Source organism: Streptococcus mitis, assembly GCF_005144795.1.
Lineage (GTDB): Bacteria > Bacillota > Bacilli > Lactobacillales > Streptococcaceae > Streptococcus > Streptococcus mitis_BB.
Map to the genome: position 1 here is coordinate 22,740 of NZ_SWFJ01000002.1, position 24,120 is coordinate 46,859.

Sequence of the window (24,120 nt, forward strand, 5' to 3'; positions counted from 1 at the left end):
TATAAAAGTAGGCTTTTAACCCTATCAATAATGTGGTTTTTCAACCACGCTTCGGCATTCAACCCTGCCTGTCCGTAGGCATTTTTTACTCGGGTTTATATTTGCTAGAAAACATCATCTCATTTTCTAAGCTTTATTACTATATCATACTTCAAACACTCTGTAAAGTACTTTTTTTAAAAAATATCTATTTTTGTTCGGAAAAATAATATTTTATATAGATTTGAATAAGTTGTATAATGTGAAAGCGGATATAAAAAGAACTAGTCCACTAGTTCTTTTAAATGTATCTTAACGAATCTTGTGATTATTTAATGGTAACAGAAAAACGATAGCCATTTAATTGTATAAATTTCACCAAAACGAATAAAGCGGTTCGTTTATTAGCATTGGCAAAAACATGCTTTTTTCAAGCAATGCAAGTAGCTCATTGAGAATAAGGGAGCCACTCATTAATCATACTAGCGATTTCTTTAGGTGCTTCAGTATAAAGTTCATGGCTAACGTTTTCTAGAAAAATAGTATCAAAATAATCTGGCAATTCTTTTAGGGCTTCCTCTCTCCATGTAGCTTCATTAGGATAGCGAGGACTAATAAACAAGGTATCTCCCACTTCTCTCTTAAAAGCTTGGATTTTTCTTCGTAGGCGGAGTATCGCTTCTATATTTTTATCATTTATAGCTAACTCATATCTATTATACTCAGCATTCCAGTGATAGGACTGTCTTGCGGCTTTCTCCATATTTTCTGACCAATGCTTTGCTTCAGATTTTTCTTTAGAAATAAGAACATCTAAGTCCGAAATAATTTGAGATTTGATATAGTTTTTAGTTTCCTCTAATTCCACATCTAAAGTTAAGATCTTATCTAAATCTAGATAGCCACCATCCAAAAGAATCAGTTTTTTCACTTCTTGAAATTCCGATGCGAGATAACGAGCCAAATCTCCTCCAAGAGAATGGCCTATCAGACAAATAGATTCTTCCTCTTCTATCGATTTTTTAAACCATGATTTCAATTCTGTTTCATCTCGAAGATGCTTTTCATATGGATTTAGAAAGTAAACCTGCGAATCTAGTTCTTGAAGAAAATCCTTGCTATGATAGACATTGCTTCCCAAACCGCCAATAAAATATTTTTTCATTCTCTACTTAATACTATGCTTATTCATTTTTTGTTCAAAGATAGTCGTGATAATCTGACGTAATTCTTCGCGTTCTTTTTCTGGTATTTCACCACTTGTTTGAGCTGCAGCGTAGAGTTCAGGATGTTCAATTGAAATGCGTTTAATAGTACGTGTCGTAGCATGTTTTCTGACGAAAAATGGGATTCGCTTAATCAAGTCTTGCGGGACAAGTGCAAGAATTTTTTCAGCAGTTTCCTTGTCACTAATTTTAGACGTCGTAAGCCCCTTCTTAATCATTTCCTGTTCTTTTTCTGTAAAATCTTTTAATTCCATTCGATTAGTCCTCCTATTTTCACTAAGTTAAATTATATACCAATACATATAAAACTACAAATGGACTGTCTGTAAATATGAGCAACACTGGAAAGAAGACTCTGATTTTTAATTATGAATCTTCCTACTCAGTCACTTCCCATACTTCTGATTGATATCCTTCCCCATCAATATCGTATCTTTGGATATAACCAATAAATGTTTCATTTTTCGTGGTTCCTGGTATTAATGATTAACTCATCAAAAATATAAATGTCCTAGGATTACTGTCATATTATACCACTATTAAAGCTTAACCCACTTATCATTATCCATGATGAAGGGCTTAGCCAGTCCGTCACCTGTGTAATCCGCATACTTGGTGCCTAAATACTTGTAGCAATCTTCCTTGCTGGCAAATTTAATCGCTTGGTAGGGCTCTTCGAAAGTCAATTTCTCTACAAATAAGAAACCATCATCAGCAGGCACTAAGACCCCAACGTGGCCTACAAACAGATACTCACCATCCAGATTGTCGTGCAAGACTACAGATAGCATTCGAGCTTTTTCATTAAATTGAAATTGGGAGAAGAATGTTTCCATCTTTTCAGCGTGAACCTTGACATCCGTCGTTGCTTCAGTTGGAACTCTCGAAAATAGAATATCAAACTCTTCCTTATCTTGGGAATTAAAGACCTTTCCCTTATCAATCGCATCGTTATCTATGAAAAGCAATTGGTCATTTTTTTCAAGTTTTGGAATGGTGACTGAATTTTTCAAAAGACAATAACTATTGATACGACAGTTTGTACCAACGAAATCGCCCTTCTTTTGATTCCAAAGGTTGCTAATTTTTTCAACATCGTATTCGGTGTGAGTAAAGGAAGTGAAATCTCCTGATAAACCTGTCGAGCCGACAATGGTATTATAATCATTTACAAGATTAAAAAATGCATCAACACTATTTGGATCCAAATGGGCTGATAAGAGAGATTTGACCTCTTCTGTACTTACCTGATTGTTTAGGTTGGTGTATGAAGCTTTCCATGGAACTTTAGCTGAACTGATTTGCCTTTGATTCGTCCCTTCAGAAGTAGCATGTTGTTGACAAGCAGCCAAGCCTAAAAACAAGGCAGAACAGATTCCTAATGTGGCTAATTTTCTTGATTTCTTCATCTCTTTCTCCTTTTTACAGGTTTAGTAACTAGCCTTATTATACTACATAAGTTGACCATACGACTAAAATCTACATCAACCACTTTTTAGAAAATCACAAATCCATTTGGAGAAATCATAAGCTCATTCTCCAATTCTTGGTAATTGCTTGCTAGTGCTACTACTTCTTTCTCTAAAAGATAATCATCTTTTGATTGGTTAAATATAGCTTTGAGGACCTGTCCTTCGTATTTCCATTCCAAGGCTACTACATCAGCTTTAATTTCTTTTAGGCTATACTTGCCATGCTGAATAATTGCTGATGAGTGTTTGCGAATTTGGATTATCTTCTTCATAAAGTTCAGCATATCATTGTCACTTGATACACGTTCCCAAGGCATACAACGACGACAATCTGGGTCTGGACCGCCAGTCAAGGATAACTCTGTTCCATAATAGATGCAGGGTGTTCCTTTTTGTAAAAAGAGAAAGGCTAGGGCTGATTTAACCAGTTGAACATCCTCATTGGCCGTCCACAAAATACGTTCTGTATCATGAGAATCCAAGAGATTAAACATAACCTCTGAAATCTGCTGTTTGTAATACATAGATTGGCCATTGATTTCATCGATGAACTGATCCGTCTTCTTAACACCACGCAAAAAATACTCCTTGATGCTATCAGATAAGGGATAATTCATAACAGCATGGAACTCATCGCCATTTAGCCAAGGCTGAGACGTATGCCAGACTTCTCCAAGGATATAAAGATCAGGCCTTTTAGCTAAAACTGCCTTACGAAAATCCTTCCAGAACTGATGGTCAATCTCATTAGCCACATCCAAACGCCAAGCATCGATATTAAACTCTTCAATCCAATAAGTCGCAACCTTTAAGAGATAGTCCTTGACCTCTGAATTGGCTGTATTTAGCTTGGGCATATAGTCCTCGAAACCGAAAGCGTGATAGGGTAACTCTCTCTTATTGGCTAGCTTTTCAGTCGTCACTGGGAATTGTTGAATATGGAACCAATCCTTATAAGCAGATTGCTCACCATTTTTGACAACATCTTGCCATTGAGGCGATTGCGAACCAATATGGTTAAATACAGCATCCAGCATGATTTTCATACCACGCTGATGAGCTTGCTTGACCAGCTCCCGAAAAGTCTCCTTGTCTCCAAAATGACGGTCAATTTCAAAGTAGTCTGTCGTATTGTACTTATGATTGCTCGTAGATTCAAAGATCGGACAAAGATAAAGTCCAGTAATTCCCAAGTCTTGCAAGTAATCTAGATGGTCAATAATCCCCTGTAAATCACCACCAAAGAAATCATCACTCTTAGGTGTGACAGAAGAATCCCAGTCTAATGTCCCTTCTGGGTTTAATAGAGCATTTCCATTGGCAAATCTCTCAGGAAATATCTGATACCATACCGTATTTGAAACCCAGTCAGGAACCTGGCAGGCATCAATCTCATGAAGATAGGGCAACTTACATCCATTCCCAATAGCACGAAGATTTTCTAAAGAATTTTCAACACACCCTTTATCACCATACAAAATACTTTGACCTTCTGTATCCTTGAGTTCAAAGAGATACTGGATACGTGCAAAGTCAACAGACACTTCAACCTGCCAATAATCAAAGATGACATCAGAAGTTATCTTGGCCATTTTCTTTGTATCTTGATAAAACTCCTCCATAAAAATAAAAGGGTCACCATAATGCAAGTTGATACTTTCAATGTCCCCTTTCTTAGTTCGAATCCGAATATGAAGCTTCTTATCCTTATAAAGATAGGCATACTCCGACTCAGGCCTATGGAAAATAGCGCTTAATTCCATCAATTTGTCTCCTGATTTACTTGGTTGCATTTGCGACGCAAACGTTTTCATAGTTGTAATTCTAGTATACTACTTTCGTATTTTATTTTCAAGGCTTGTCCGTAGATTCTAGTGGTTTAGTTCTATAAATCAAAAAGCAGCCAGTCTTACAACTTGCTACTTTTCAAATGATGATTTACAAATGTCTTTCCAGCCACTCAATTTTTTTAAAATCCTTATTGTTATTATGCTCATTTCGATAAGAATCTTGGGAAGAAGCCTTGTAAATACTTAAAAACTGTTCTAGATTTGGAATTCGAAAAGTGATGTCATCGAGATGGATCAACTCTATATCCGATTCCGAAACTCCTGCAAAATCAGGTAAAGAATCGATACTTCCGAATTTAACACTCAGACCATCTTTTTTGAATTCATGCTCATGAATATCTATTAAGGCGTAGCCTAAGTGTTTCATCACTTTCATTATCTTGTCCCACTCATAAATTCTGAGATGATCGGGTGCTTCCCAACCTCTAGGGTCACCAGGCACATGAATGTCAATGTCAGACGGCCCCCATTCTTCATTTGATCGGTATTCAAACCCCAAAGACCCCATGAGCGTCGGAGTGATTCCGACTTGGTTTAAATGAAAACAAATTGTTCGAAATTCATCAAATAGAGAATTCATTCCTCCTCCAATCGTTGATATAGAACTTAATTTCGTTGTGAATAATAAACTGATTTTTACCTTTTACTCTTTCGATTTTGAAAATACTTCTACTCGCTGAGCTAGGACTTTGATTTCTACAGGTAGGTTATCCGATTTATCGCCGTCAACATCTGACTCCAATTCACTATCTGAAGAGATCTTAATATTACGCGCTCTGATATACTCAATATTATCATTGCCGACAACATCACCTTTTAGTAAATCTGGAATGACGGATAATTTGGAGAATAGAGATGCATCTTTCAGAATCAAAATATTGGCATAGCCGTCTTTGTTTTCTTCAAAGATTTTCTTATCTGCGAAGTAATTTGTCAAGAGAACCAAAACATGGCTCGCTTCACCAACATAATTTCCATTTTCTGTCTCCACCTTAATGTTAAAGACCTGATCTGTCATGACAGACTTCATGGTATTTACAGCATAGGCTAAAATACCGAATTTTGTCTTGTCCTCGATTTCAACATTGTGAATCGCCTCAGGTAGAGAGCCGATACTAAAGATATAACCAAAATAGTTGTCATTTGCTTTTCCGATATCAATCTTATTGGTTAAATCAAAATCCAGTTCATCAATCGCGCCATCGATGTCTTGATTGATTTCCAACAGTTTTGTAATGAGGTTACCCGTACCGCCTGGGATAATACCCAACTTAGGAACGTAGTCTCTCTCAGCAATACCCGAAATGACTTCGTTGACAGTCCCATCTCCACCGAAAACAACCACTGCGTCGTAGTGCTCACGAGAAGCTTCTTCAGCAAAATGTGTTGCATCCAAAGCTTTTTCGGTAATTTTGGTTTCCACGTGCTCAAAGTATTCTTTTGCTTTATTTTCCAGCTTATCTTTGTAATCCAAAGCCTTCTCGCCACCAGAAGTAGGGTTGATAATTAACATTGCCTTTTTCATTGATAATACTCCTTAATTTTTAAATAGAAATGTTTACATTTCGTCGTATGCAAGTAAATGTACTCCCATTATATAATGAAAATGCAGAAAAGAGAAATATGATGTACTGGAGATTAATATAATTTTATTCTATTTTCCCATCGCATAACTACATCCTTTAAGGGTTCATCCAAGTAAGAATAGGCCTTATCTTTTATCCAATAAGGAATACCGTAAGCTGCCTCGGCAATGCTGCCAGTGATTGCAGCGAGAGTATCACTGTCGCCACCAAGTGAGATGGGGTTTCTACTTACCATACTCTTTTATTTTATCAGCATATTCAGTCAAAAGATTTTTTGAATAAATTTTTTCATTGCTTAAATTTCTAACTTCTTTCCAAAGAATAGAAGCTACTTTTAGTTTATTCGAGTAATTATGACTATTTTCGTCTGCACAGAAATCCTTTAAAAACTGATTCCATTGACAAACCGAATGGTCATATTTGGCATAACCTGAATTTCCATAATAAACTTTTAGCATATCTTGGATTGTAAAACTCAAATCATGTTCTCTTTTGACTTTTCTCCAAGCAGTGGCCATATCAGCAGTAAATTTAAAGGGCGAAACACCTGTTAAAGTTGAGAAATATTTTCTAAAGTGTGCATTAAAGGAGAATCCACATTCAAGTAAGGGCGTATCTAAGGTAACGACTTCTACTCGTTTCTTATTTCTTTTTACTGATGATTTTTTAATCAAGTTTCCCTTGAAGTACTGCTCAATAATGTCATTGAGTTCTTGTTTTGTCCCTCTATATTCAAATCCTAATGACTTGCATATCTGTGAAAGTTCATCACGATACCAATAGTATTTATTAAACTCATCAAAGGATGCGATTTTATCAAACTCAGGTCTACTTTCTATCAATATAACACCTCCTTAAAACCAATTTAAGTTGTCATCTTAAAATAATGGAGTTTTAGTTTCTTTATTTTGAGGATTAGTTACGTTTCACTAACAAGCTTACACACTCAGCTTCGGATTTACCGTGTCATCTGTAAAAAAGCAGTCCTTCCTAAATAAAGGAAAATCCTTCGTTTTGATATTGTTCCATTCGTAAACAGAACCGGCAATATCTCCAATAATTGCTCCAAGCATCAGATTCCTCCTTGTGACATATCAGATTTATTACACATTCCCAATGGTTAACTCTTTAAAAATGGCACCACCAAATCAATCCACTCATGAGGCAGGTAAGCTGATAAATAGCCGTGGTTATAGCCCTTTGCCTCATACAAAATTGTATTTGAATGTAGCTGATGAAATAATTTCGCTGATTCTTTCACACAGTTCAATTCTTTTTCACCATAGATATACAGAACTTGAGCCTTGCTAGCAGAAATCATATCTTTCAGCTTGTAACGCCCCATATAGTTTTTGTAAATGGTTACCAATGTTTTGACAGGCGTCCTTGACAGATCCTCCAAATAATAAGCTTTTATTTCTTCTGGATAAACGAGTTTAGGATAGAGTTTGTTCATCATGCTTAACTGAAGTTTGCAAGAGAATTTATTGAACATCAGTTTACCAAATAGACGTACAAGAAAAATGCTGATTTTAGCTAACCTTGGTTGAGGAATACAGAGGCTTCCGTCTATAATGGCCTTCTCAGCAATTTCACTATCTAAAGATAAAAGCTCCATGGCAATTTGACCACCAAGTGAAACACCACCGATTGCAAACAATTTCCCACCACAGTTTGCTTTGATATAGTCTAGAATCTCCAAAGCCGAATCTTCAGTAGAAACATAATCAAGTTGATATTCCTCGCCGTGGCCATTCAAAGTGGGTAGAATAATACGGTATTTTTCTGACAAGATACGTGCTTGACGAAGATAATTCCACCAAGAACTGCCGCCACCGTGTATTAGTAAGATAGGAGGTAAATTCTTATCCCCAAATTCATGGAATTTCATGTTTAAACTCCTTACTGTAGGATTTTCACTAGCTAATTTTCCTTGTTCAATCAGCTCTTAAAAGCAGTACCACATACTCGACATAAAACGAGTGAACACTATGTATGCCAACTGAACATGTATGTGGGAACATGTCTATAAACCTTTTGACAATAGCATAAGGTAATCGTTAAAAGGTATTACCCCGACAAACTGTGATTTACTCATTTCATTAAATCAGCTATTTCTTTCTTCCCATACGCCTTTACATTCTGAATTACATTCTGTTTCCTTTTTATTGATTCAAACAATGATATATCTAGTACATTTGCGAATTCTTCAAACTGAACCTGCCCGATTCTTCTTATTTCTTTAAGTTTCTCGGCATCTCTTACCTTTCTCTCTGCCTCACTTTTGGGGTATCCTTGCCCAAATGGCTCCGAGAAAAGAGCTTCTATTGTTCTTTCAAGATTTTCAGTACCTGACCATGTATAATCTTCACCTAATGGTAATGATATCGCATTTCCATTATTAATCTGAGCAAATAAATAGGCATCATTCGGTGTAGGTGCATACCCGCAAATGACATCAGGCATACTATTACAAGCAAGCATCATTCCTTGTCCGGAAGAACAGCCCGTAATAACGAAATCAACTGTCCTACTTGCCAACAAGATGCCTATAAGAATAGAAATTTCTATATACGAGTATTTTTCATTTTCTTCCATCGTACAGCCAAAATTTATAACCTCAGATTTCTTTGGGGCATACTTTAATACAGCATCATAGATTATTTGATTTTTGGTCGCTTGCGAACTTGCTTGAATAACTCCGATTCTCATCATTTCACCTACTACTTCTAATTTAACTATTTCTTTTTCTTTGGTTTGGGTGCCGGTAATTCATCATATATTGAATTGAACAAGCCTTTATTTTCTACACTTCATTTATTCACTGGTTGCAACTTTTGACATCAAAACTACCGCCTCCACATATGAAAATATTTTTCTTTTATACTAATAAACAAAAGGCAGTAAAAATCATTTTAGAATGATACTGTGGAACGGAAAGATTTTCACCACTTCAAAAGAAACGGCATTCATCACTCCACTTTAAATTATAATAGATAATTCTCTAACATAGATCATCTAATTAGCAAATCGTTACTTTCAATAATGGATATACTAATCTAAAGTTAAAATTACTTTTCCTTACTAATTCTATTACTAGCCAATATTGTATAAATTAAATAAGTAATAAATATGATAATGAAAATAAGATTAATTTTTAACACAAAATAGAGATTTAACAAATTTGCGAACGCATGAAATAATATACAGTATCCCACAGATTTCGTTTGACGGTAAAGAAGCCCTAAAACAAAACTTAAAAATAATGTATATATAAAAAATAAAATAAAAGGAAATCCTTGATGACTTTCTCCAACTATACACCATAAAGGCAGATGCCATATTCCCCAAATTGATCCTACAATCAAATTAGATTGCCAATAAGTATATTTTTTATCAAGTAATAGCTGTAATATTCCTCTCCATCCTAATTCTTCATGTCCACCACCAAAAAAAATTAGTTGTATAAAGAATAATGGCATCAGATAAATTGATACTCCATTTAATTCTAAGGAAGATACAGAAAATAGTATCAAAATTGCTAACAAATGAATAATGAAATAAATACTACTATTTTCTTTCTTATTAAATACAAAATGTTTAAATTTTATATTATTACTTTTCAAATAAAACACACTTGCAATAGCTGGTCCAAGTGCACCAACTATATGTAATGTTCTTCCTATAATCGTTTCTAATCCCAAAATATGAGATTGCGTAAAGATGGCAAGAATCCCCCAAGCTATATAAGTAATTCCAAATGTACAATAAAGATAATTTTTTAAATTCTTTTTGTCAATTTCTGTCATTTTATCTTCCTAATCTTGATTATTCTACGTATAATATTTTTTTACTGCTTCTTAGTTGCTCTCGATTATAACTACCTATATTCTATCATAAAAACACAAAAAAAGTCTTACAATCAAGGCTTTTCATTATTCATTTCGTCAATACTTTAGTTTCGTAGATTCAGATTCGCATGATTAAAACTAGTCAATTTTCTCTGTGATGTTTCCAAGTTTATCCAATACAAGACAGGAATGATCATTTAGTGGAATTATGGGAACATTAACGAGTTCTTCAGCTCTCTCCTTATTAGCTTTATCATTCCAAGAATCATAATGGACACTAATTAAAAACTGACTAAAGAGTCCTAATCCATTTTTTATCTTTATCTGATGATCTGAATTATCATTAGGTGAGACATAGACTTTTTCTCCTAATAATAGGGCTCCTGCAGAAAACCCTATAACTTTTGCCCCTTTATTCAGCATACGATCGATATAATTTTTGAACTGCTGGTTGACGTAAGTAGCTAAATACTTTTCCGTATTTCCACCACCTATAATAATTAGATCAGCATCTAGATAGCTATCAAAATTAATCTGCTCAGTATCCAAGAGTAAGTAATCAGTGTTTAGGTTAGAAAAATAGCTTCGGAAAACTTCCGTGTACTTTTTCATATACGGTTCCCAATTTTCTCGATAAACTGTAAAAATAACAATTCTTTCAATCTTGCTTGATAATACAATTTTATCAACAATGCTATATTTCGTTATTGGGGGATTTCCACCCATCAAAAAAATTTGTTCTTTCAAGTTAACACACTTTCTAAAGATACATAAAGTTTAACAAGTTTATTCACGTTTCTAAATTATAATTTTTTCTTAAAACATATCATTTTATTATAAACTGACTAAGATCGCACCAGCAATACTACATACTCCACGTGTTCTGTTAGTTTCCTTATATACTATAGGACGAAATGCTTTCCTAAAATAATTAGAATAATACTATAGAACTAAACTGATGCTTAAACATCATCTTGTTATTGTAAATTAGAAGGATAATTTTAGGAAAAACTATCCTTCTAATCTATCCTTGCACTGATATGGTACATATCCAACTCTTCATTACCAATGATTAATTTCATGTTAAGTCTAGTAGGATTTTCATCATGATCCAAAGTTCCTACAAACTTGACTTCAATAGTGGGTTTAAATTGTCCCTTATCAATTGAACCTTCAATAGTTTGAGTACGCTGTATACAATCCTTAGTTCTGCCTATAGGAATTGCTCCCCAACATTGTACTGGTCCTGCTCGTTCTATAATCATTCTAGGTATATATTCTGGAGCAAATTGATCGTTAGCTATACATAAGCCACCATTGACTTTAAAAGACCGATACAAATTTTCAAATACTTTACTTCTACTATCTTTCAACTTACATCTAAAACCGATTAATTCCTCCACAGCACTAGCAATTTCATCAATATTCTCATTTATATACTCCAGTACCTCTTGATTTTCGGGTATATTTTGTCTAGTCTCATAAATTCTTTGCCAATTATTATTATTTCCTTTATAATTTATGCAATTGAGTTTTGCCACCTCATTAAAATTCAAATCCCTGACTTTATTTTTTGTATGTGCTGCATATAATCTTCTTTCTTTATTCTGTGTCAAGTTATTAATTCCTCCAATAATTTGAACAGATGAACCACAACTTGGGCATAATGCATATTTTTTTCCGGCTTGAAAATAAGGAAAGCTTTTGTTTGTTTTATCTTCAAATTTTTCAATATCAAATGGAATACCTGTATTTAACTTTACATGTTTCATAATTTCTCCTCAATTATTATATTCTTACTGGTGAAATTGTTTTAGTCTATGACTATAAAAAGAAATAATACTCTAAATTATACTATTGGACTTAACTAACTTAGATTGAAATACAATGTTTCTAGCTTTTGTCTGTATAACTCTCTCAAGTGGTCTAAATCTTTTTCTCGGTTTTCTACTTCAAATATCTTATATTGCATTTTCTCCTCAGGTATTAACTCAGTTAAGATAGAATTATAAATAGAATATTTATCATCAATATCAATGCTTACAGTATTAACTAATGAGAACTCAACACTATTATTTATCACATTTTCTAACACTACAATAATTGATTTCAATAGTAAACAACTACAAACGCCCTTTCCTCTATACTCCGATATAACACCGATACTTTTATATCTAAAATTATAATCCGCAGTTTTATTGACGCTATCTCCAACTCCTATATTACGAAAATAAAAACTTTCCGATAGAAGCACACCTTTAAATATCAACTCCAGCTCTAGAGTACCCTGCACTTCTAGAAGTGACTCAAATATCTGATTCTCCCAATTTTCATAGTATGTTTTAAAACATAATCCCATTTCTTGTGCTAAAATATCATTAAACTTTGGATCGTAGTCCATAGGATTAGAATCATTTCCATTTTGATACACTGAAAAATTAAAAATAGTATTATCACCTATATCTAATGGTTTCATATTTGAAGAATTTCCATTTAAAAATCTCTTTATTCTATCTAACAAATTACTAATCCATGACATGTTGCTAACCTCCTAACAAAACAGCAATCCTTTTTCCTATTATACCACTTTCAAGACTATTAAACACTAAAGAGGAGCAACCCTCATCAGGTTGCTGCTACTACAATGTTACTTCGGTCTCTTCAAGGAATACAATTGTAATTGAACCATCAATAGTTAATTTGATGTGATCGAGTACTTGACACATCACCTCACCATTAAATTCTAAATTTTCTTGGGACATCAAATGTTTAAGTCTATCACCGTACATCTGTTCAAGAAGATTTCCTTCTTCTTGGAGTCTTTTCCATCTCTCAAACAAAAGATTCTTGTTATCCTTTAATTCTTCAATTGCTCTAAGGAATATAGTTTCAAGCATTTCTTCATCGATATGGTTGTTCTGACAACCAATCTGGCCTTTAATCCTATATAGATTATTACACTCCCAAACCTTGCGTTTGCCTCGACTTGTCGTCCAGTTCTTTCGACCAAAGGCTGAAGCACATTCGGCGCAAAATACTTTTGTTGTAAAGGGATTGTTTTCTTTCTGCATGATATAAAATTGGAGCTTATGTTGATCTCTAAATTTCTTTCTTCTTGCTATTTCTAACTGAACAATCTCCCACTTCTCTCTATCTAAGATTGGTTCATGATTTTGCTCGATATAGTATTGATTAACTTGTCTATCATTATCAATTCGTTTCTTCTTCAGGAAATCAACGGTATAGGTTTTCTGAAGAAAAGCATCACCCTTGTATTTTTCATTTTGAAGCATTTTCCATATAGCACTTGGGCACCACTTTGCTTTACCTGTGCAACCTGGTATTTCCAGTTCTCTTAACTCTTTGGAAATAAATTCTGGACTGTATCCTTCTAGAAATCTATCAAATATATACCTTACGACCTTTGCTTGTTCATGTTTTATAATGCGATTTGCTTTTTTATATTTGTCCAAAAACATAAACTTCATAGTATTTACTCCTTACTTAAAATTTACAATACCAGTATATAAACTAATAAAAGGATGACTATATAGCCACCCTAAGAATTTTTATAATTGTATCAAGTTTTACCCAAAAATACTATATTAATCTAACATTCTCACATTAAAAACATCAAAAGTTCAGTCTGCGAAAGCATTACATCCTTTATATCAGGACTAATACTCTCACTTGTTAACATATTTAAAAAAACATCAGTCAAAATGTAATCACAATCTATATAACACTACAAAAGAGTATTCCACTATTTGCAATACTCTTTTGTAGTGTCTCGCTAGCTTTGCATAAATGCTACCGAAGCTCCTCACCGCTGCGACGAGACACATTAGAAATTTTGAACCCTGCGAAATTATTGTTATCATAATCTTGCCCTCCATTACATTCAATACATTGAATAAGCAATCACTTACTAAGTCTATAAGTATTTCTACAGTCACTTGTGTGACCAATAAAAATAAGGTTGAGGAGTCTGATACATCGGTTAGCAGCAAATGATGAGGAGGGGAGCGAACCCCTATTCCCGATAACAGAAAATTCAATATTTCAATCTCATTCTATCATAAAATTTTCAAATAAACAATCATAATTTTACTCTTAATGTTCTAAAAATTAAAACTCAAGCTTTGTTAAGAAATTCATCACAACAATTACAAATTTCCCCAAGACCAAATCTTCCCTAAGTTTCATATATAAGAGGTGATGCATTAATTCCCATAAAGCCATGCTCACAGGTAATAAATGTACCCCCTACGTGTAACTGGAAATATAAACTCAATAACACCCCCTATCGGACCAAAACACTCAACTTATGCTCTCAGTCTGATACTTCCTCATATATCAAAAAAAGCCTTACAATCAAGGCTTTTCATTATCCCTTTCTTTACAAGTTTTTTAAGATTTTACCAGCAATCCCACACACTCCACGTGATGCGTCTGCGGGACTCAAAAGGTTTGGGGAATCTTTTGAGGATTAACTACGTTTCTCCAACAAGCTTACACATTCGACGTGTGCTGAGAGCTTTCTTCTATACTAATAGACGAAAGGGTGTGAAAATGATTTTTAAATGATACTGTGGAACGGAACAGTAGCCCTAGTATTGACTACTGTCGTTTCTATTCATATTGGCTATTCTAGGACTGAGATGAAAAAATCTATAAATGCTCAGAATAAAATTGAACCCGCAAATCTCCCCAAAACAATGGTGAGTCATGTACTTGTATTATTCCGAAAAAATACACCTCTGGTGCAGTGAGACAAATTGGTGTATCTTATAGTGGCTTCGTAGATGAAAGCTATACTCTACTATCACTCTTTGATGATGTAGAACAAATTGAAAAAGATAATAGACTTCAGACAGCTATTGATGTTGTCAGAGAACAGTTTGGTTTTTTAGCCATACAAAAAGGAACCGTCCTAACTGAAGGTTCCAGAAATATTGAACGCAGTAAACTTATCGGTGGTCATTCCGCGGGTGGATTGGAGGGATTAAAATGAAACAAGAAAAAAATACAGTACAATTTTCAGAAATCCGTAGCAAAGGATGTAATGATATTGAAATGCTTGAAAGATTTTTACATGGAATCGTTGAAACAGCAACTTCAAAACTTCGTCAGAGAAAACTCAAAACAACTGAAATATCGATACGACTAGTACATGCTAAATCTGAAAACCGATTACCATTGGAATTTACATTTAGCATTAAGCCAACAAGCTCATCTGTGATAATCTATACTGAGGTAATCAATCGCTTTAAAGAATGTTACACAGGTGGGGGAATTCAAGGTTTTACGATTCAATTTGATAAAAATACCCTTGCCTCTGCATAGAAAGGATTTGATATGATTGACCGTTCATATTTACCATTTCAATCAGCAAGAGAGTACCAGGATACAAAGATGCAAAAATGGATGGGCTTTTTCCTATCTGAACATGCATCAGCACTCTCTGATGATACAAACAAAGTAACGTACATGTCTGACTTATCACTAGAGAAGAAATTATTACTCCTCAGTCAAGTATACGCCGGGCAGCTACGCACACGCATTCAAGTGATTGAAAAAAACAAGCGTGTTTCCTACACTGGAACAATACCAAGTCTGACCAAAGATTTCATTTTGATAAAAACTACAACAGGTCACATCAATTTGAAATTAAAAGACATTATTAGTATTGAACTTGTCGAGGAGGTGCTCTATGAATCAGCTTGAGTTTCAGCGTAATCACCTACAAATGGACTATTATAGCGAGAGCTACCAAGATTTTGAACGTGACTTCTACCGCTACTCTAACATGAATATTCCATTGACCTTCCTAACTGATGATATCCTAAAAACAATGGAGACTTCACGTAAGAATTACTTTGTCCTCAATAAGGAAAAGTCCAGAGATAACCGCGATCACTTCTTCATATTTGAAGTAAGTACCGTAGATGAGAATCCGCTAATCTATCATTATACATATAAGAAAACTACAATATATTTAGCAGAAAAATAGGAGCAGTTCAATTGACTGTTCCTATTTTCAATATTCATAAAATCTAAAGTCTTTATACTCTTTAACAATGGAGTCGCCAACCAGAACAGACTATACTGACCAGCGACTACCTTAAATTTAATGTTTCAGATTTATTTTCTTATCTCTAATTTCATAAACTACATCTGCTACATTTTCGAGTAATCGTTTATCGTGGGTGATAAACACGATAGTTCCGGTGTACTCCTTCATTAGTATTTCCAAAGCCTCTAAACTTGGTATGTCAAGGAAGTTACTGGGTTCATCCATTATTAGGATGTTATATCTACCCATGAGCATTTTAGCAAGCAACAATTTTATAATTTCTCCACCGCTTAAAACAGATAAACTTTTTCCAATATCGTTCTGTTTGAACCCCATAGATGCTAGCACTGAACGAATTTCTGATATATTGTAGTCACAATCCTTCTGCATAAACTCCATAACATTCTGATTACTGTTGTACTTGTAACCATTCTGTGCAAAGTAACCTATTTTTGCCTTAGGCGAAATAGAAATTCCTTCTTCATGGTTTAAGATCATTTGGATTAAAGTTGTTTTTCCGATTCCATTACCACCAGTTAACGCCACTTTTGCTCCTAACGGAATTTGAAAAGATGCATTTTCAAACAGAGCCTTATCCCCAAATACTTTATTAATTTCTGCACCGACTATAGGGTATGGATTATGGAGCTCCAATGCTTTACTTTGCCTGAAACGAATTCTGCGAATGCCTTCCGGAGCTTCTACTTTTCCTAAGGCCGCAATCCTGTGCTCTAGGGTTTTAGCAGCATTATACATCTTTTTTTCCTTACTTCCTATTGATTTTTGATGAGCTAAACGCCCTCCGTCTTCAGTACTTTTTTTCTTTGAAGAACCTTTTGCCTTCTGTTCTATTTTACGAGCCTGTTTTCGCTTTTCCTCCGCAGCCCTTTCCAATCGGGCACGTTCCGCAATAAATTGTTCGTATTCTGCAGCTTGGCTCTTACGTTCTTCCTCTTTCTGACGAAGATAATCAGAATAGTTTCCCCAATACTCAGTGATTTTGCCATCTTTCAGTTCCCATATTTTATCTACTATTTCATCAAGAAAATAGCGGTCATGGCTAATAACTAACAGTGCACCTGTAAAATATTTTAGCTGTCCTATTAGAAAATCAATTCCTTCACGGTCTAAATGGCTCGTAGGTTCATCCGCTAAAATACCATGAACCTGTGCCGATAAGGCCTGTGCTATTTTAAGCCTTGTTTCTTCACCACCGCTCATAGTCTGTATATTTAATTGCTCAACACCTAGCTTGCCTACAAGTGCAAAATCTTTTTCCTCCTGCAGAGTTACTTCGTCCAACTGGGGAATATAGGCAAGTTCACCCAGACGATTCATTTTACATCCTGGGGGAGTTAATTCTCCTAAAAGTACCCTGAGTAAAGTGCTTTTTCCAGCACCATTTGCTCCTACTAAACCAATACGGTCATAATCATATACTTCTAATTCATTTATATCTAAAACATCGCGTCCTTTGAATTCCACACGAATGTCTTTTGCTTTTAATATTAATTCCATAACATTTCCTCCTGTCTATAATCGCATGCTTTCATTTGCTTGTATGCAGGGAAAACCCTGCGATTTTAGCAGGAAGAGTTACATGAAAATAAGATACATAAATATTCCTCCAATATTGTTTATTTTAAATCTAATTTTCTAACCTCAGTTATCATTTGGCAAACTATAGCAATGCCAATAATTAAAATACCTGATAGTAAAAACCAATGATTTACACCGATTTTATCAGCAAAGAATCCAGAAAGAATTAACCCAATTGGCATAGCAAGTGACATGATACTTCCGATCAAAGAAAATACACGTCCTAAATATTCAGGCTTAATTTTCTCCTGAAAAAGAGCTGTTTGCACACCGCTATAAAATGGCACCGAAAGCCCCATTATTGCACAGCAAACTACGAATATTACAAATCCATTTGGAGGAAGTATTCCCGAAACGGCTAAACTGGTCCCCATTATAAAAAATGAACTTGTTATTAGTAATACATGCTTTTCGAAGCCCCCTAATCTTCCTAATAATAAGCCTCCTGCTAGCATCCCAAATGCAAAGGAAATTTCCGTAATAGAAATATGCACAGGTGTTCCATTAAAGTGTTCCATGCTTATTAAAGGAAATAGTGCATTGATTGGCATATAAACAAAAGTATATAGTGTTCCTAAGAGTAATAAGGCAAACAATCCTTTGTTTTGTCTCAGAACCACAACTCCTTCTTTCATCTCCCTTATGAAATTTGGTTCTAAACTTTGCACTTGATTACCCAGCTTAGGTATACGTACAATTGCTACCGTAATAGATGCAATCACAGCACCCAATACGTCGATGGCAATAATAGCATTTAAATCCCAAACGGAGTATAAGAGTGCTGCAACTGCCGGACTAACAATATAGCTTATAGACTGCAAAGACTGACTATAGCCTGCGCATTTCGTTAGCTGTTCTTCTGGTACTAAAAGTGGTGTAACCGCATTGAGTGCTGGGGTATGAAAAGCTGTTCCAATGCTACGGATAAACAATACTATCATAATCATCCAGACAGGTAGCTCCATACAGAATGCAACAATAGCAAGCACTGCACCAGCTGCTGCGATAATTAAATCGGCACCAATCATTATCTTCTTCCTATCATGACGATCCACTAGCACACCAATGGCAGGTCCCAAAATCGCATAGGGTAAAAAACCTACTAATGAAGCCATAGACAAGACCATCGCAGATCCTGTTTTTTCTGTAAGGTAAAAAATAATCGCCATTTGCAGGATGGCACTAGTGATTAATGATACTGCTTGCCCTGCCCATATTGCATAAAATTTTCGTTTCCAATTGTTGTATTTTTCCATTTATATTATCTCCTGCATATTATTTTGCTTGAATTTCTATTTTGAATAGCATTCTAGGCAATAAAAAATGCAGGCCAAACCCCACAATGTGGCTTTTGGTCTGCATACATACAATTTGGAAACATTCATATTAAAGACATAGTTAAATAAAGGTATAGTTAAATAACCAATATCCTCACCGTAACTAATGAATGCTCAATATCGTATAAATAAGCACAACAAAAAAGCCTATCATCGGGTATAGATTCTGCTTTTTTTATTGCCAGCTTATCTTAAACGCATTGAGGCTGTCATAGTTTCGGTTCCTCCTACATCTTTGTTTATATCAATTTATAGTATAACACAACAAGATGATATGTTCAATATAAAAGTTATGGAATGAGACTCATACTTCCAATTCGATGCCAGATTTAAAGGATATGACGAAGTTTTCTTCATAGACTGTAACGCTCTGGATTATCTTCCTTAGTAGCAAGCGATTAGCTTTCACAAAATCTTCTGTTTGTAGTTTTAAAAATTCATCAGGATTTTCTAACTCAACCTCAAAATATTTCATTTTACATTCCCTCATTTCATTTATTGATAAATTGAGTTTGCAAAAAAGAGTGGACAATTTTTGTCTACTCTTAACCTTTAAAATAGTTTTTTTTAATCGATTTGAAGTTGCCTAAATTATTACTTATTCGGTAAAATGAAGTATTGCTTTCAACAGATTTCCTTCAACTACACTTCACTTGATTCAAACAAGGTGGGTACATTTCTATTCCCACAAACTCCTTGTCAATGGAAACAAACACGTACCCACAGGGTAAATGGAAATAGAAACTGATAATTTCTAGCTATCACTTCTACTCATTCCAAAAATTTTCTCACTCTGATACTTACCCACCATAAAGCAAAAAGCCTTGCAATCAAGGCTTTCATTATCCCTTTCGTTCAAAGGTTTCTAAGCTTTTACGAGCAGAGCGACACACTCAGCGGTTCGCTATCTCCGTTCTGTCTGCGTGCTAGCACTTGTCAATCACGGACAGCTATCGCATGGGCGGAAGTAAATGCTAATCTTCGTCGTTTTACTCCTTGACTAGCAAACTTACCGCCTCAACATGATGCGTCTGCGGGACTCAAAAGGTTTGGGGAATCTTTTGAGGATTAACTACGTTTCTCCAACAAGCTTACACATTCGACGTGGTGCGTTTGTGGAAAAAGATCCACCGGCTGGACTTTCTTCAATTCATATCCCAATTCTTGGTAGAGTTTGATATCACGCGCCATGGTTGCGACATTACATGAGATATAAGCGATGCGGTCTGCTCCTGTTTGACTACTTGCCTTGATAAAGCTTTCTGTGAGACCTTTTCTTGGTGGATCCACTAGGATAAGGCTTGGTTGAATTCCATCTTTAAGCCAATTCTTCATGGCATTTTCGGCTGTATCACAGACATAGTGGGCGTTTGAAATATTGTTCATCTGAGCATTCTTTTTGCTATTCTCAACCGCCTCTGGAATTACCTCAACACCATAAACTTCTTTGACATGTTTCGCAACAGAAAGACCAATCGTCCCGATACCAGAATAGGCATCAATGACCACATCATCTTCTTTTAATTCAGCAAAGTCAATGGCTGTTTGATAGAGTTTTTCAGCCATTTCAGTATTGACTTGGTAAAAAGCGGGTCCAGCGATTTGGTAGTCATTTCCCAACATCTGGTCAGTGATAAAGTCTTGTCCATAAAGTGTGCGCCATTCCTTACCAAAAATAGCATTAGTGTTCTGGTCATTGATATTTTGCATAACAGACACAATCTCTGGGAATTGCTTGATTAGTTGTTCAATCAATTGTTCCACACGGAAAACTTTAGGTCGAGTTGTTACCAAAATAACCATAATTTGACCTGAATAGTGTCCGCAACGCACCACAAGATTCCGAATCAAGCCTGATTGCTCTTTCTCTTCATAAGGTTTCAAATCATAACGACGGAGCAAGTCGCGTAGGGCTACTACTACCTCATCAATCGCGGGATCTTGGATAAAGAAATCTTCAAGAGGCATGAGGTCGTGAGAATTCTTACGGAAAAATCCAGTTTCCAAGACACCATTCACTCGACGAACAGGGACCTGTGCCTTGTTACGGTACTTGACTGGATTTTCCATACCAAGTGTTTCAGCAACCTCTACATCAGCAATCCCAGCAATCTTGTATAGACTGTCCTTGACTTGCTTGGTTTTAAACTTGAGCTGTTCTGGATAGGAAAGATGACCTAAATCCGCGATTCCTGAACGCAGGTAAGCCAAATCTAGATCTTGGTTACGATGTGGTGACTGGACAAGGTATTCTTCAACTTTCCCAAAACCAATCTTTTTATTGACCTTGAGGATACGCATGAGAATTTTTTCACTCGGTAAAGCATTTTCGACAAAAAATACCAACCCATCCACCTTGGCAACTCCTGCGCCTTCATGGGTCAAATCAACAATTTCAACTTCTACAATATCATTTTTCTTTAACATTTTCTTCTCTTTCTATTGACCGACAAAAAAGACGGCAACGTTACGGTTACCATCTATTATACCATGATTTTTCTTAAGAACCAAAACTCTTGAAGAAGTTGGCAATGGCTTGCCAGAGGGAACTTAAGAAGTTACCCCCGTCTTCTAGCGCCTTATCAGCATCAAAGTTAAGGTTGATATTTTTAAAACTGTCGCCAGCTTGTGATACGATACTTTGTTTAAGGTCATTTAAGGTTTTAGTGAAGTCTGCATTGCTGAGGATATCACTCTTTGAGAGATTCAAAGCAAAATTAATGATAATATTAATCTGGTTTCCTGTTATAACCTGATCAAGTTTGTAATTTTTTAAGGTATCTTCAACAATTTTACGGACATCTTCCTCTGTCAGATTTCCCTTGCTTTCTTTAGCCTTGGAGAGTCCTGACTTGATATCGGCTAGGGCAACGTTCAATTTATTAGCATCATAGCCAGTTTTGTCCTTATTTTCAGCATTGATATCTGACAAAGCCTTCAACTCTTCTTGAGCCAAATCTTTATTGGCTTGCGGTACCTTGGCTCCATTAGCCTCTAGCGAATAATAAATCCCTGCTAAAGCACTTTCTCCTGTAACTGGAATGGGGGCTGCTACAGTGATTTTGGCGTGTTCCACACCCAAAGTTACGGCTGCATTTCGGTACATATCCTGAGTTACCTTAGTGATGTTTTCAGGTGTTTCAATCTTGACCTCAAGTGGCGATTTGTCCCCTAGCTTTTGAATCTTGGCTGATGAATACAATTGTAAGCTAGAGTCATTGGCCACATTCATAATCTTAGAATAGACATCAGGTGTCATGGTCTTGAGTTCTTTGGTGTCTGTTGAGGCATTGTAGCCTAGTTTTTTAAGGGTTTGATTTTTTTGTTCTTCAGACAATGATGAACCTAGGACATATTCAGGTTGGACATAGGTTTCATCGATGACTTTTTGAACATCTGTTGCTGCATGGACACTATTCATAGCTGTTACTGCCCACAAGACCGCAGCACTGGTCAGAAAGAGTTTCTTTCTCATAGGGAATTCCCTCCTTTACCTTTCTAGAGTAATATATCTATCTTAAAGAAAACTTATAACAAAAACACCTGGGCTAGCCAGATGTCGAAAAGAGAGTGAAACATTTGATGATGTAAAGGTTGAGTTGCACCTGTCTAGAATAGTAATAGTTTCCTCCATTTACATAGAGTTCGGCACCGTGAAAAATAGAAATGGGGTGCATATAACTATAAGTCTTTCCAGTGGTATTACCCAGCAAGGGAGCAACAGTATCACGAGAGTACTGTTTGGCCAGAGCTAAGGTGTTTTCCTTGCCATTTTGGGCGATAAAATCGATATAGGCAGGTCCAAAATTATAGGCTTGAACAGCCGTCCAGACATCTACCCCCTTCTTCTGGGCCAGATAGAGATTGTCTGTCAGAGTTTGAACGCCTTGCCGAATGCTAGAGGCATTATCATTGATGGTATTGGTAGCGCCACTAGCAGACTCACTAGACTGCATAACATCGCCTTCTTTTCCTTTTGTTTCGGTATAAATCATAGCGAGCACAAGCTCTTCGTTTGCTGGGGTGTCTTTTTCACTCAAGATTTCTCGCACCATGGGTTGATAGGTCATGACTTGCTTGACATCTTGGTGAACGCGGTAAGCTTTATATCCAGCAAAAAGGAAGACTGCTAGTACAAGCACTCTTCGAATTCGTTTAAACATTATTTACTTTGGATATCCTCGATATTTTTGATTAAGATAGAGTAGGTTCCATTGTCGTTTTGGATAAACTCAACAGACTCGGCGTCTTGATAGACGTTATGGGGAACGATAAGCTCAATTCCATTTGACAAGGAAAGTTTTTGGTTTTCAAATTTTTTAAGCTGACGACTGGCATCAATTTCATCAAATTGAACAGGCTCTGGTACAGCTTCCTTGACTTGATCAATAAAGCTCAAACGAGCCGTCAGATTATTGTCAAAAAGGTCGTTGGCCAATTTTTCAGGTGACAATTCATTACTTTCTTCTAGATTATTGAAAATCGCTGATTTGACCTTAGATTGAAATTGAAAATCATCTGTGTTAAAAGTCTCAGCAATGCGCTGGGCCGTTTTTTCCAGTTCTTTGATAGATTTCTTAGGTGAAATTTTAGGGGCGACGGCTAGGAGATTATCTGAAAAATAATTCAAAAAAGTCCCGTTATACTTGATTCGTTTTTCAATCAGATGGTACTTGCGACTCTGAAGATTGACCACCAAGGATTCGTCAGCACCCGTTCCAAATCCAGGCAGGTTATTCTGAGTTATCTTGATTGGATTCTCAACTTCTCCTCCGAGGTGAGTCAAAGTCTCCCGCAGGGCAATTCGCAAGAAAGCGAAATGTTCTACACCTTCTTTAGAAAATTGCACAAAAATCAAGTCATTGGTCTTAAGATTTTCTGAAATGCTGAACTCCTCTTTCCAGAGATTAGCCAGTGTCACTGATGTCTCCAATAAATCGTCTGTGATGTGATTGAAGAAGGGATTTTCTTCTTCGAAAATCCCAGTCTTGGCTTCATCTGAATACACACGTTCAATTTTTTTACGCAGGTATTCTTCGATTTTTGGAGTGATATTGAGAAACTTATCCGCTAGGAACAGCTCGGTATCATCCGGACTGAACTGATGAATAATAGCTTTCTTAATATAAATGTCCATAAAAGTA

Annotated in this window: 26 protein-coding genes and 2 pseudogenes; 4 read left to right on the plus strand and 24 right to left on the minus strand. The window is 35.7% G+C overall.

Going from position 1 to position 24,120, the window contains the following annotated elements:
* Positions 1 to 310 precede the first annotated feature (310 nt).
* From FBF73_RS01560 to FBF73_RS01640, 17 genes and pseudogenes are all read right to left on the minus strand, one after another.
* A pseudogene (locus tag FBF73_RS01560) lies at positions 311 to 409 on the minus strand (type II toxin-antitoxin system death-on-curing family toxin); the annotation flags it as partial.
* 18 nt (positions 410 to 427) lie between these two features.
* A complete protein-coding gene (locus FBF73_RS01565; RefSeq protein WP_136936778.1) occupies positions 428 to 1,144 on the minus strand; it encodes an alpha/beta fold hydrolase in 717 nt (238 codons plus the stop codon).
* A gap of 3 nt (positions 1,145 to 1,147) precedes the next feature.
* Positions 1,148 to 1,459, minus strand: coding sequence for a hypothetical protein (locus FBF73_RS01570; RefSeq protein ID WP_000420556.1), 312 nt, complete (start codon positions 1,457 to 1,459; stop codon positions 1,148 to 1,150).
* Positions 1,460 to 1,744: 285 nt separating this feature from the next.
* Entirely contained in the window at positions 1,745 to 2,614 is an 870-nt protein-coding gene (locus FBF73_RS01575; RefSeq protein WP_136936779.1) for a DUF4300 family protein, read from the minus strand.
* Positions 2,615 to 2,700: 86 nt separating this feature from the next.
* On the minus strand, positions 2,701 to 4,440 hold the full coding sequence (locus FBF73_RS01580; protein ID WP_136936780.1) for a glycoside hydrolase family 13 protein: 1,740 nt from the start codon (positions 4,438 to 4,440) through the stop codon (positions 2,701 to 2,703).
* Between the two features lie 175 nt (positions 4,441 to 4,615).
* A complete protein-coding gene (locus FBF73_RS01585; protein WP_136936781.1) occupies positions 4,616 to 5,107 on the minus strand; it encodes a phosphoribosylanthranilate isomerase in 492 nt (163 codons plus the stop codon).
* A 63-nt stretch (positions 5,108 to 5,170) separates the two neighbouring features.
* A complete protein-coding gene (locus FBF73_RS01590; protein WP_136936782.1) occupies positions 5,171 to 6,052 on the minus strand; it encodes a diacylglycerol/lipid kinase family protein in 882 nt (293 codons plus the stop codon).
* Positions 6,053 to 6,165: 113 nt separating this feature from the next.
* Positions 6,166 to 6,339: pseudogene (locus FBF73_RS01595) on the minus strand (hydrolase); the annotation flags it as partial.
* Complete coding sequence (locus FBF73_RS01600; RefSeq protein ID WP_136936784.1) at positions 6,338 to 6,955, minus strand: SAP domain-containing protein; 618 nt, start codon at positions 6,953 to 6,955, stop codon at positions 6,338 to 6,340. The gene FBF73_RS01600 and the pseudogene FBF73_RS01595, both read right to left, overlap by 2 nt.
* Before the next feature lie 96 nt (positions 6,956 to 7,051).
* On the minus strand, positions 7,052 to 7,186 hold the full coding sequence (locus tag FBF73_RS01605; protein WP_136936785.1) for an ADP-ribosylglycohydrolase: 135 nt from the start codon (positions 7,184 to 7,186) through the stop codon (positions 7,052 to 7,054).
* Between the two features lie 47 nt (positions 7,187 to 7,233).
* Positions 7,234 to 8,004, minus strand: coding sequence for an alpha/beta fold hydrolase (locus tag FBF73_RS01610; RefSeq protein ID WP_136936786.1), 771 nt, complete (start codon positions 8,002 to 8,004; stop codon positions 7,234 to 7,236).
* Positions 8,005 to 8,207: 203 nt separating this feature from the next.
* Positions 8,208 to 8,825: an RpiB/LacA/LacB family sugar-phosphate isomerase gene (locus FBF73_RS01615; protein ID WP_078352135.1), complete on the minus strand. Its 618-nt coding sequence runs from the start codon at positions 8,823 to 8,825 to the stop codon at positions 8,208 to 8,210.
* Between the two features lie 359 nt (positions 8,826 to 9,184).
* On the minus strand, positions 9,185 to 9,922 hold the full coding sequence (locus FBF73_RS01620) for a CPBP family intramembrane glutamic endopeptidase (RefSeq protein WP_136936787.1): 738 nt from the start codon (positions 9,920 to 9,922) through the stop codon (positions 9,185 to 9,187).
* A gap of 180 nt (positions 9,923 to 10,102) precedes the next feature.
* The gene (locus FBF73_RS01625) at positions 10,103 to 10,711 is read right to left on the minus strand and encodes a Type 1 glutamine amidotransferase-like domain-containing protein (protein WP_136936788.1); all 609 of its coding nucleotides are present in this window, start codon (positions 10,709 to 10,711) and stop codon (positions 10,103 to 10,105) included.
* 272 nt (positions 10,712 to 10,983) lie between these two features.
* Positions 10,984 to 11,736: a hypothetical protein gene (locus FBF73_RS01630; RefSeq protein ID WP_136936789.1), complete on the minus strand. Its 753-nt coding sequence runs from the start codon at positions 11,734 to 11,736 to the stop codon at positions 10,984 to 10,986.
* Between the two features lie 95 nt (positions 11,737 to 11,831).
* On the minus strand, positions 11,832 to 12,503 hold the full coding sequence (locus FBF73_RS01635) for a hypothetical protein (RefSeq protein ID WP_136936790.1): 672 nt from the start codon (positions 12,501 to 12,503) through the stop codon (positions 11,832 to 11,834).
* Positions 12,504 to 12,603: 100 nt separating this feature from the next.
* Positions 12,604 to 13,452: a recombinase family protein gene (locus FBF73_RS01640; protein WP_136936791.1), complete on the minus strand. Its 849-nt coding sequence runs from the start codon at positions 13,450 to 13,452 to the stop codon at positions 12,604 to 12,606.
* Positions 13,453 to 14,732: 1,280 nt separating this feature from the next.
* Between FBF73_RS01640 and FBF73_RS01655 the strand changes: the two genes are divergently transcribed.
* From FBF73_RS01655 to FBF73_RS01670, 4 genes are read left to right on the plus strand one after another with little or no spacing between them, the layout of a single operon-like run.
* Positions 14,733 to 14,978, plus strand: a complete 246-nt coding sequence (locus tag FBF73_RS01655) for a hypothetical protein (RefSeq protein ID WP_001813542.1) — start codon at positions 14,733 to 14,735, stop codon at positions 14,976 to 14,978.
* A complete protein-coding gene (locus FBF73_RS01660) occupies positions 14,975 to 15,310 on the plus strand; it encodes a hypothetical protein (protein ID WP_000806926.1) in 336 nt (111 codons plus the stop codon). The genes FBF73_RS01655 and FBF73_RS01660 overlap by 4 nt, the downstream gene beginning before the upstream one ends.
* Positions 15,311 to 15,322: 12 nt before the next feature.
* Entirely contained in the window at positions 15,323 to 15,691 is a 369-nt protein-coding gene (locus FBF73_RS01665; RefSeq protein ID WP_000567222.1) for a hypothetical protein, read from the plus strand.
* Complete coding sequence (locus FBF73_RS01670) at positions 15,678 to 15,977, plus strand: DUF5960 family protein (protein WP_136936792.1); 300 nt, start codon at positions 15,678 to 15,680, stop codon at positions 15,975 to 15,977. The genes FBF73_RS01665 and FBF73_RS01670 overlap by 14 nt, the downstream gene beginning before the upstream one ends.
* 117 nt (positions 15,978 to 16,094) lie before the next feature.
* Here the strand turns inward: FBF73_RS01670 and msr(D) are convergent, their stop codons facing one another.
* From msr(D) to FBF73_RS01705, 7 genes are all read right to left on the minus strand, one after another.
* Positions 16,095 to 17,558, minus strand: coding sequence for an ABC-F type ribosomal protection protein Msr(D) (gene msr(D) / locus FBF73_RS01675; protein WP_000420313.1), 1,464 nt, complete (start codon positions 17,556 to 17,558; stop codon positions 16,095 to 16,097).
* Positions 17,559 to 17,677: 119 nt separating this feature from the next.
* Entirely contained in the window at positions 17,678 to 18,895 is a 1,218-nt protein-coding gene (gene mef(A) / locus FBF73_RS01680; protein WP_000417519.1) for a macrolide efflux MFS transporter Mef(A), read from the minus strand.
* Positions 18,896 to 19,280: 385 nt separating this feature from the next.
* Positions 19,281 to 19,451, minus strand: a complete 171-nt coding sequence (locus FBF73_RS01685) for a hypothetical protein (protein WP_000873143.1) — start codon at positions 19,449 to 19,451, stop codon at positions 19,281 to 19,283.
* A gap of 593 nt (positions 19,452 to 20,044) precedes the next feature.
* A complete protein-coding gene (gene rlmD, locus FBF73_RS01690; protein ID WP_136936793.1) occupies positions 20,045 to 21,403 on the minus strand; it encodes a 23S rRNA (uracil(1939)-C(5))-methyltransferase RlmD in 1,359 nt (452 codons plus the stop codon).
* A gap of 73 nt (positions 21,404 to 21,476) precedes the next feature.
* Positions 21,477 to 22,451 carry a DUF1002 domain-containing protein gene (locus tag FBF73_RS01695; RefSeq protein ID WP_136936794.1) on the minus strand — a complete coding sequence of 325 codons (975 nt, stop codon included), beginning with the start codon at positions 22,449 to 22,451 and terminating at the stop codon, positions 21,477 to 21,479.
* A gap of 73 nt (positions 22,452 to 22,524) precedes the next feature.
* Complete coding sequence (gene pmp23 / locus FBF73_RS01700) at positions 22,525 to 23,139, minus strand: cell wall hydrolase Pmp23 (RefSeq protein WP_136936795.1); 615 nt, start codon at positions 23,137 to 23,139, stop codon at positions 22,525 to 22,527.
* On the minus strand, positions 23,139 to 24,113 hold the full coding sequence (locus FBF73_RS01705; protein WP_169435151.1) for a nucleoid-associated protein: 975 nt from the start codon (positions 24,111 to 24,113) through the stop codon (positions 23,139 to 23,141). The genes pmp23 and FBF73_RS01705 overlap by 1 nt, the downstream gene beginning before the upstream one ends.
* Positions 24,114 to 24,120 lie beyond the last annotated feature (7 nt).

Excerpts from the sequence above, each read along its gene's own strand:
- FBF73_RS01565 (WP_136936778.1), bottom strand. The coding sequence starts at position 1,144 with ATGAAAAAATATTTTATTGGCGGTTTGGGAAGCAATGTCTATCATAGC.
- FBF73_RS01570 (WP_000420556.1), bottom strand. The coding sequence starts at position 1,459 with ATGGAATTAAAAGATTTTACAGAAAAAGAACAGGAAATGATTAAGAAG.
- FBF73_RS01575 (WP_136936779.1), bottom strand. The coding sequence starts at position 2,614 with ATGAAGAAATCAAGAAAATTAGCCACATTAGGAATCTGTTCTGCCTTG.
- FBF73_RS01580 (WP_136936780.1), bottom strand. The coding sequence starts at position 4,440 with ATGGAATTAAGCGCTATTTTCCATAGGCCTGAGTCGGAGTATGCCTAT.
- FBF73_RS01585 (WP_136936781.1), bottom strand. The coding sequence starts at position 5,107 with ATGAATTCTCTATTTGATGAATTTCGAACAATTTGTTTTCATTTAAAC.
- FBF73_RS01590 (WP_136936782.1), bottom strand. The coding sequence starts at position 6,052 with ATGAAAAAGGCAATGTTAATTATCAACCCTACTTCTGGTGGCGAGAAG.
- FBF73_RS01605 (WP_136936785.1), bottom strand. The coding sequence starts at position 7,186 with ATGCTTGGAGCAATTATTGGAGATATTGCCGGTTCTGTTTACGAATGG.
- FBF73_RS01610 (WP_136936786.1), bottom strand. The coding sequence starts at position 8,004 with ATGAAATTCCATGAATTTGGGGATAAGAATTTACCTCCTATCTTACTA.
- FBF73_RS01615 (WP_078352135.1), bottom strand. The coding sequence starts at position 8,825 with ATGAGAATCGGAGTTATTCAAGCAAGTTCGCAAGCGACCAAAAATCAA.
- FBF73_RS01620 (WP_136936787.1), bottom strand. The coding sequence starts at position 9,922 with ATGACAGAAATTGACAAAAAGAATTTAAAAAATTATCTTTATTGTACA.
- FBF73_RS01630 (WP_136936789.1), bottom strand. The coding sequence starts at position 11,736 with ATGAAACATGTAAAGTTAAATACAGGTATTCCATTTGATATTGAAAAA.
- FBF73_RS01635 (WP_136936790.1), bottom strand. The coding sequence starts at position 12,503 with ATGTCATGGATTAGTAATTTGTTAGATAGAATAAAGAGATTTTTAAAT.
- FBF73_RS01640 (WP_136936791.1), bottom strand. The coding sequence starts at position 13,452 with ATGAAGTTTATGTTTTTGGACAAATATAAAAAAGCAAATCGCATTATA.
- FBF73_RS01660 (WP_000806926.1), top strand. The coding sequence starts at position 14,975 with ATGAAACAAGAAAAAAATACAGTACAATTTTCAGAAATCCGTAGCAAA.
- FBF73_RS01665 (WP_000567222.1), top strand. The coding sequence starts at position 15,323 with ATGATTGACCGTTCATATTTACCATTTCAATCAGCAAGAGAGTACCAG.
- FBF73_RS01670 (WP_136936792.1), top strand. The coding sequence starts at position 15,678 with ATGAATCAGCTTGAGTTTCAGCGTAATCACCTACAAATGGACTATTAT.
- FBF73_RS01685 (WP_000873143.1), bottom strand. The coding sequence starts at position 19,451 with ATGAAATATTTTGAGGTTGAGTTAGAAAATCCTGATGAATTTTTAAAA.
- rlmD (WP_136936793.1), bottom strand. The coding sequence starts at position 21,403 with ATGTTAAAGAAAAATGATATTGTAGAAGTTGAAATTGTTGATTTGACC.
- FBF73_RS01695 (WP_136936794.1), bottom strand. The coding sequence starts at position 22,451 with ATGAGAAAGAAACTCTTTCTGACCAGTGCTGCGGTCTTGTGGGCAGTA.
- pmp23 (WP_136936795.1), bottom strand. The coding sequence starts at position 23,139 with ATGTTTAAACGAATTCGAAGAGTGCTTGTACTAGCAGTCTTCCTTTTT.
- FBF73_RS01705 (WP_169435151.1), bottom strand. The coding sequence starts at position 24,113 with ATGGACATTTATATTAAGAAAGCTATTATTCATCAGTTCAGTCCGGAT.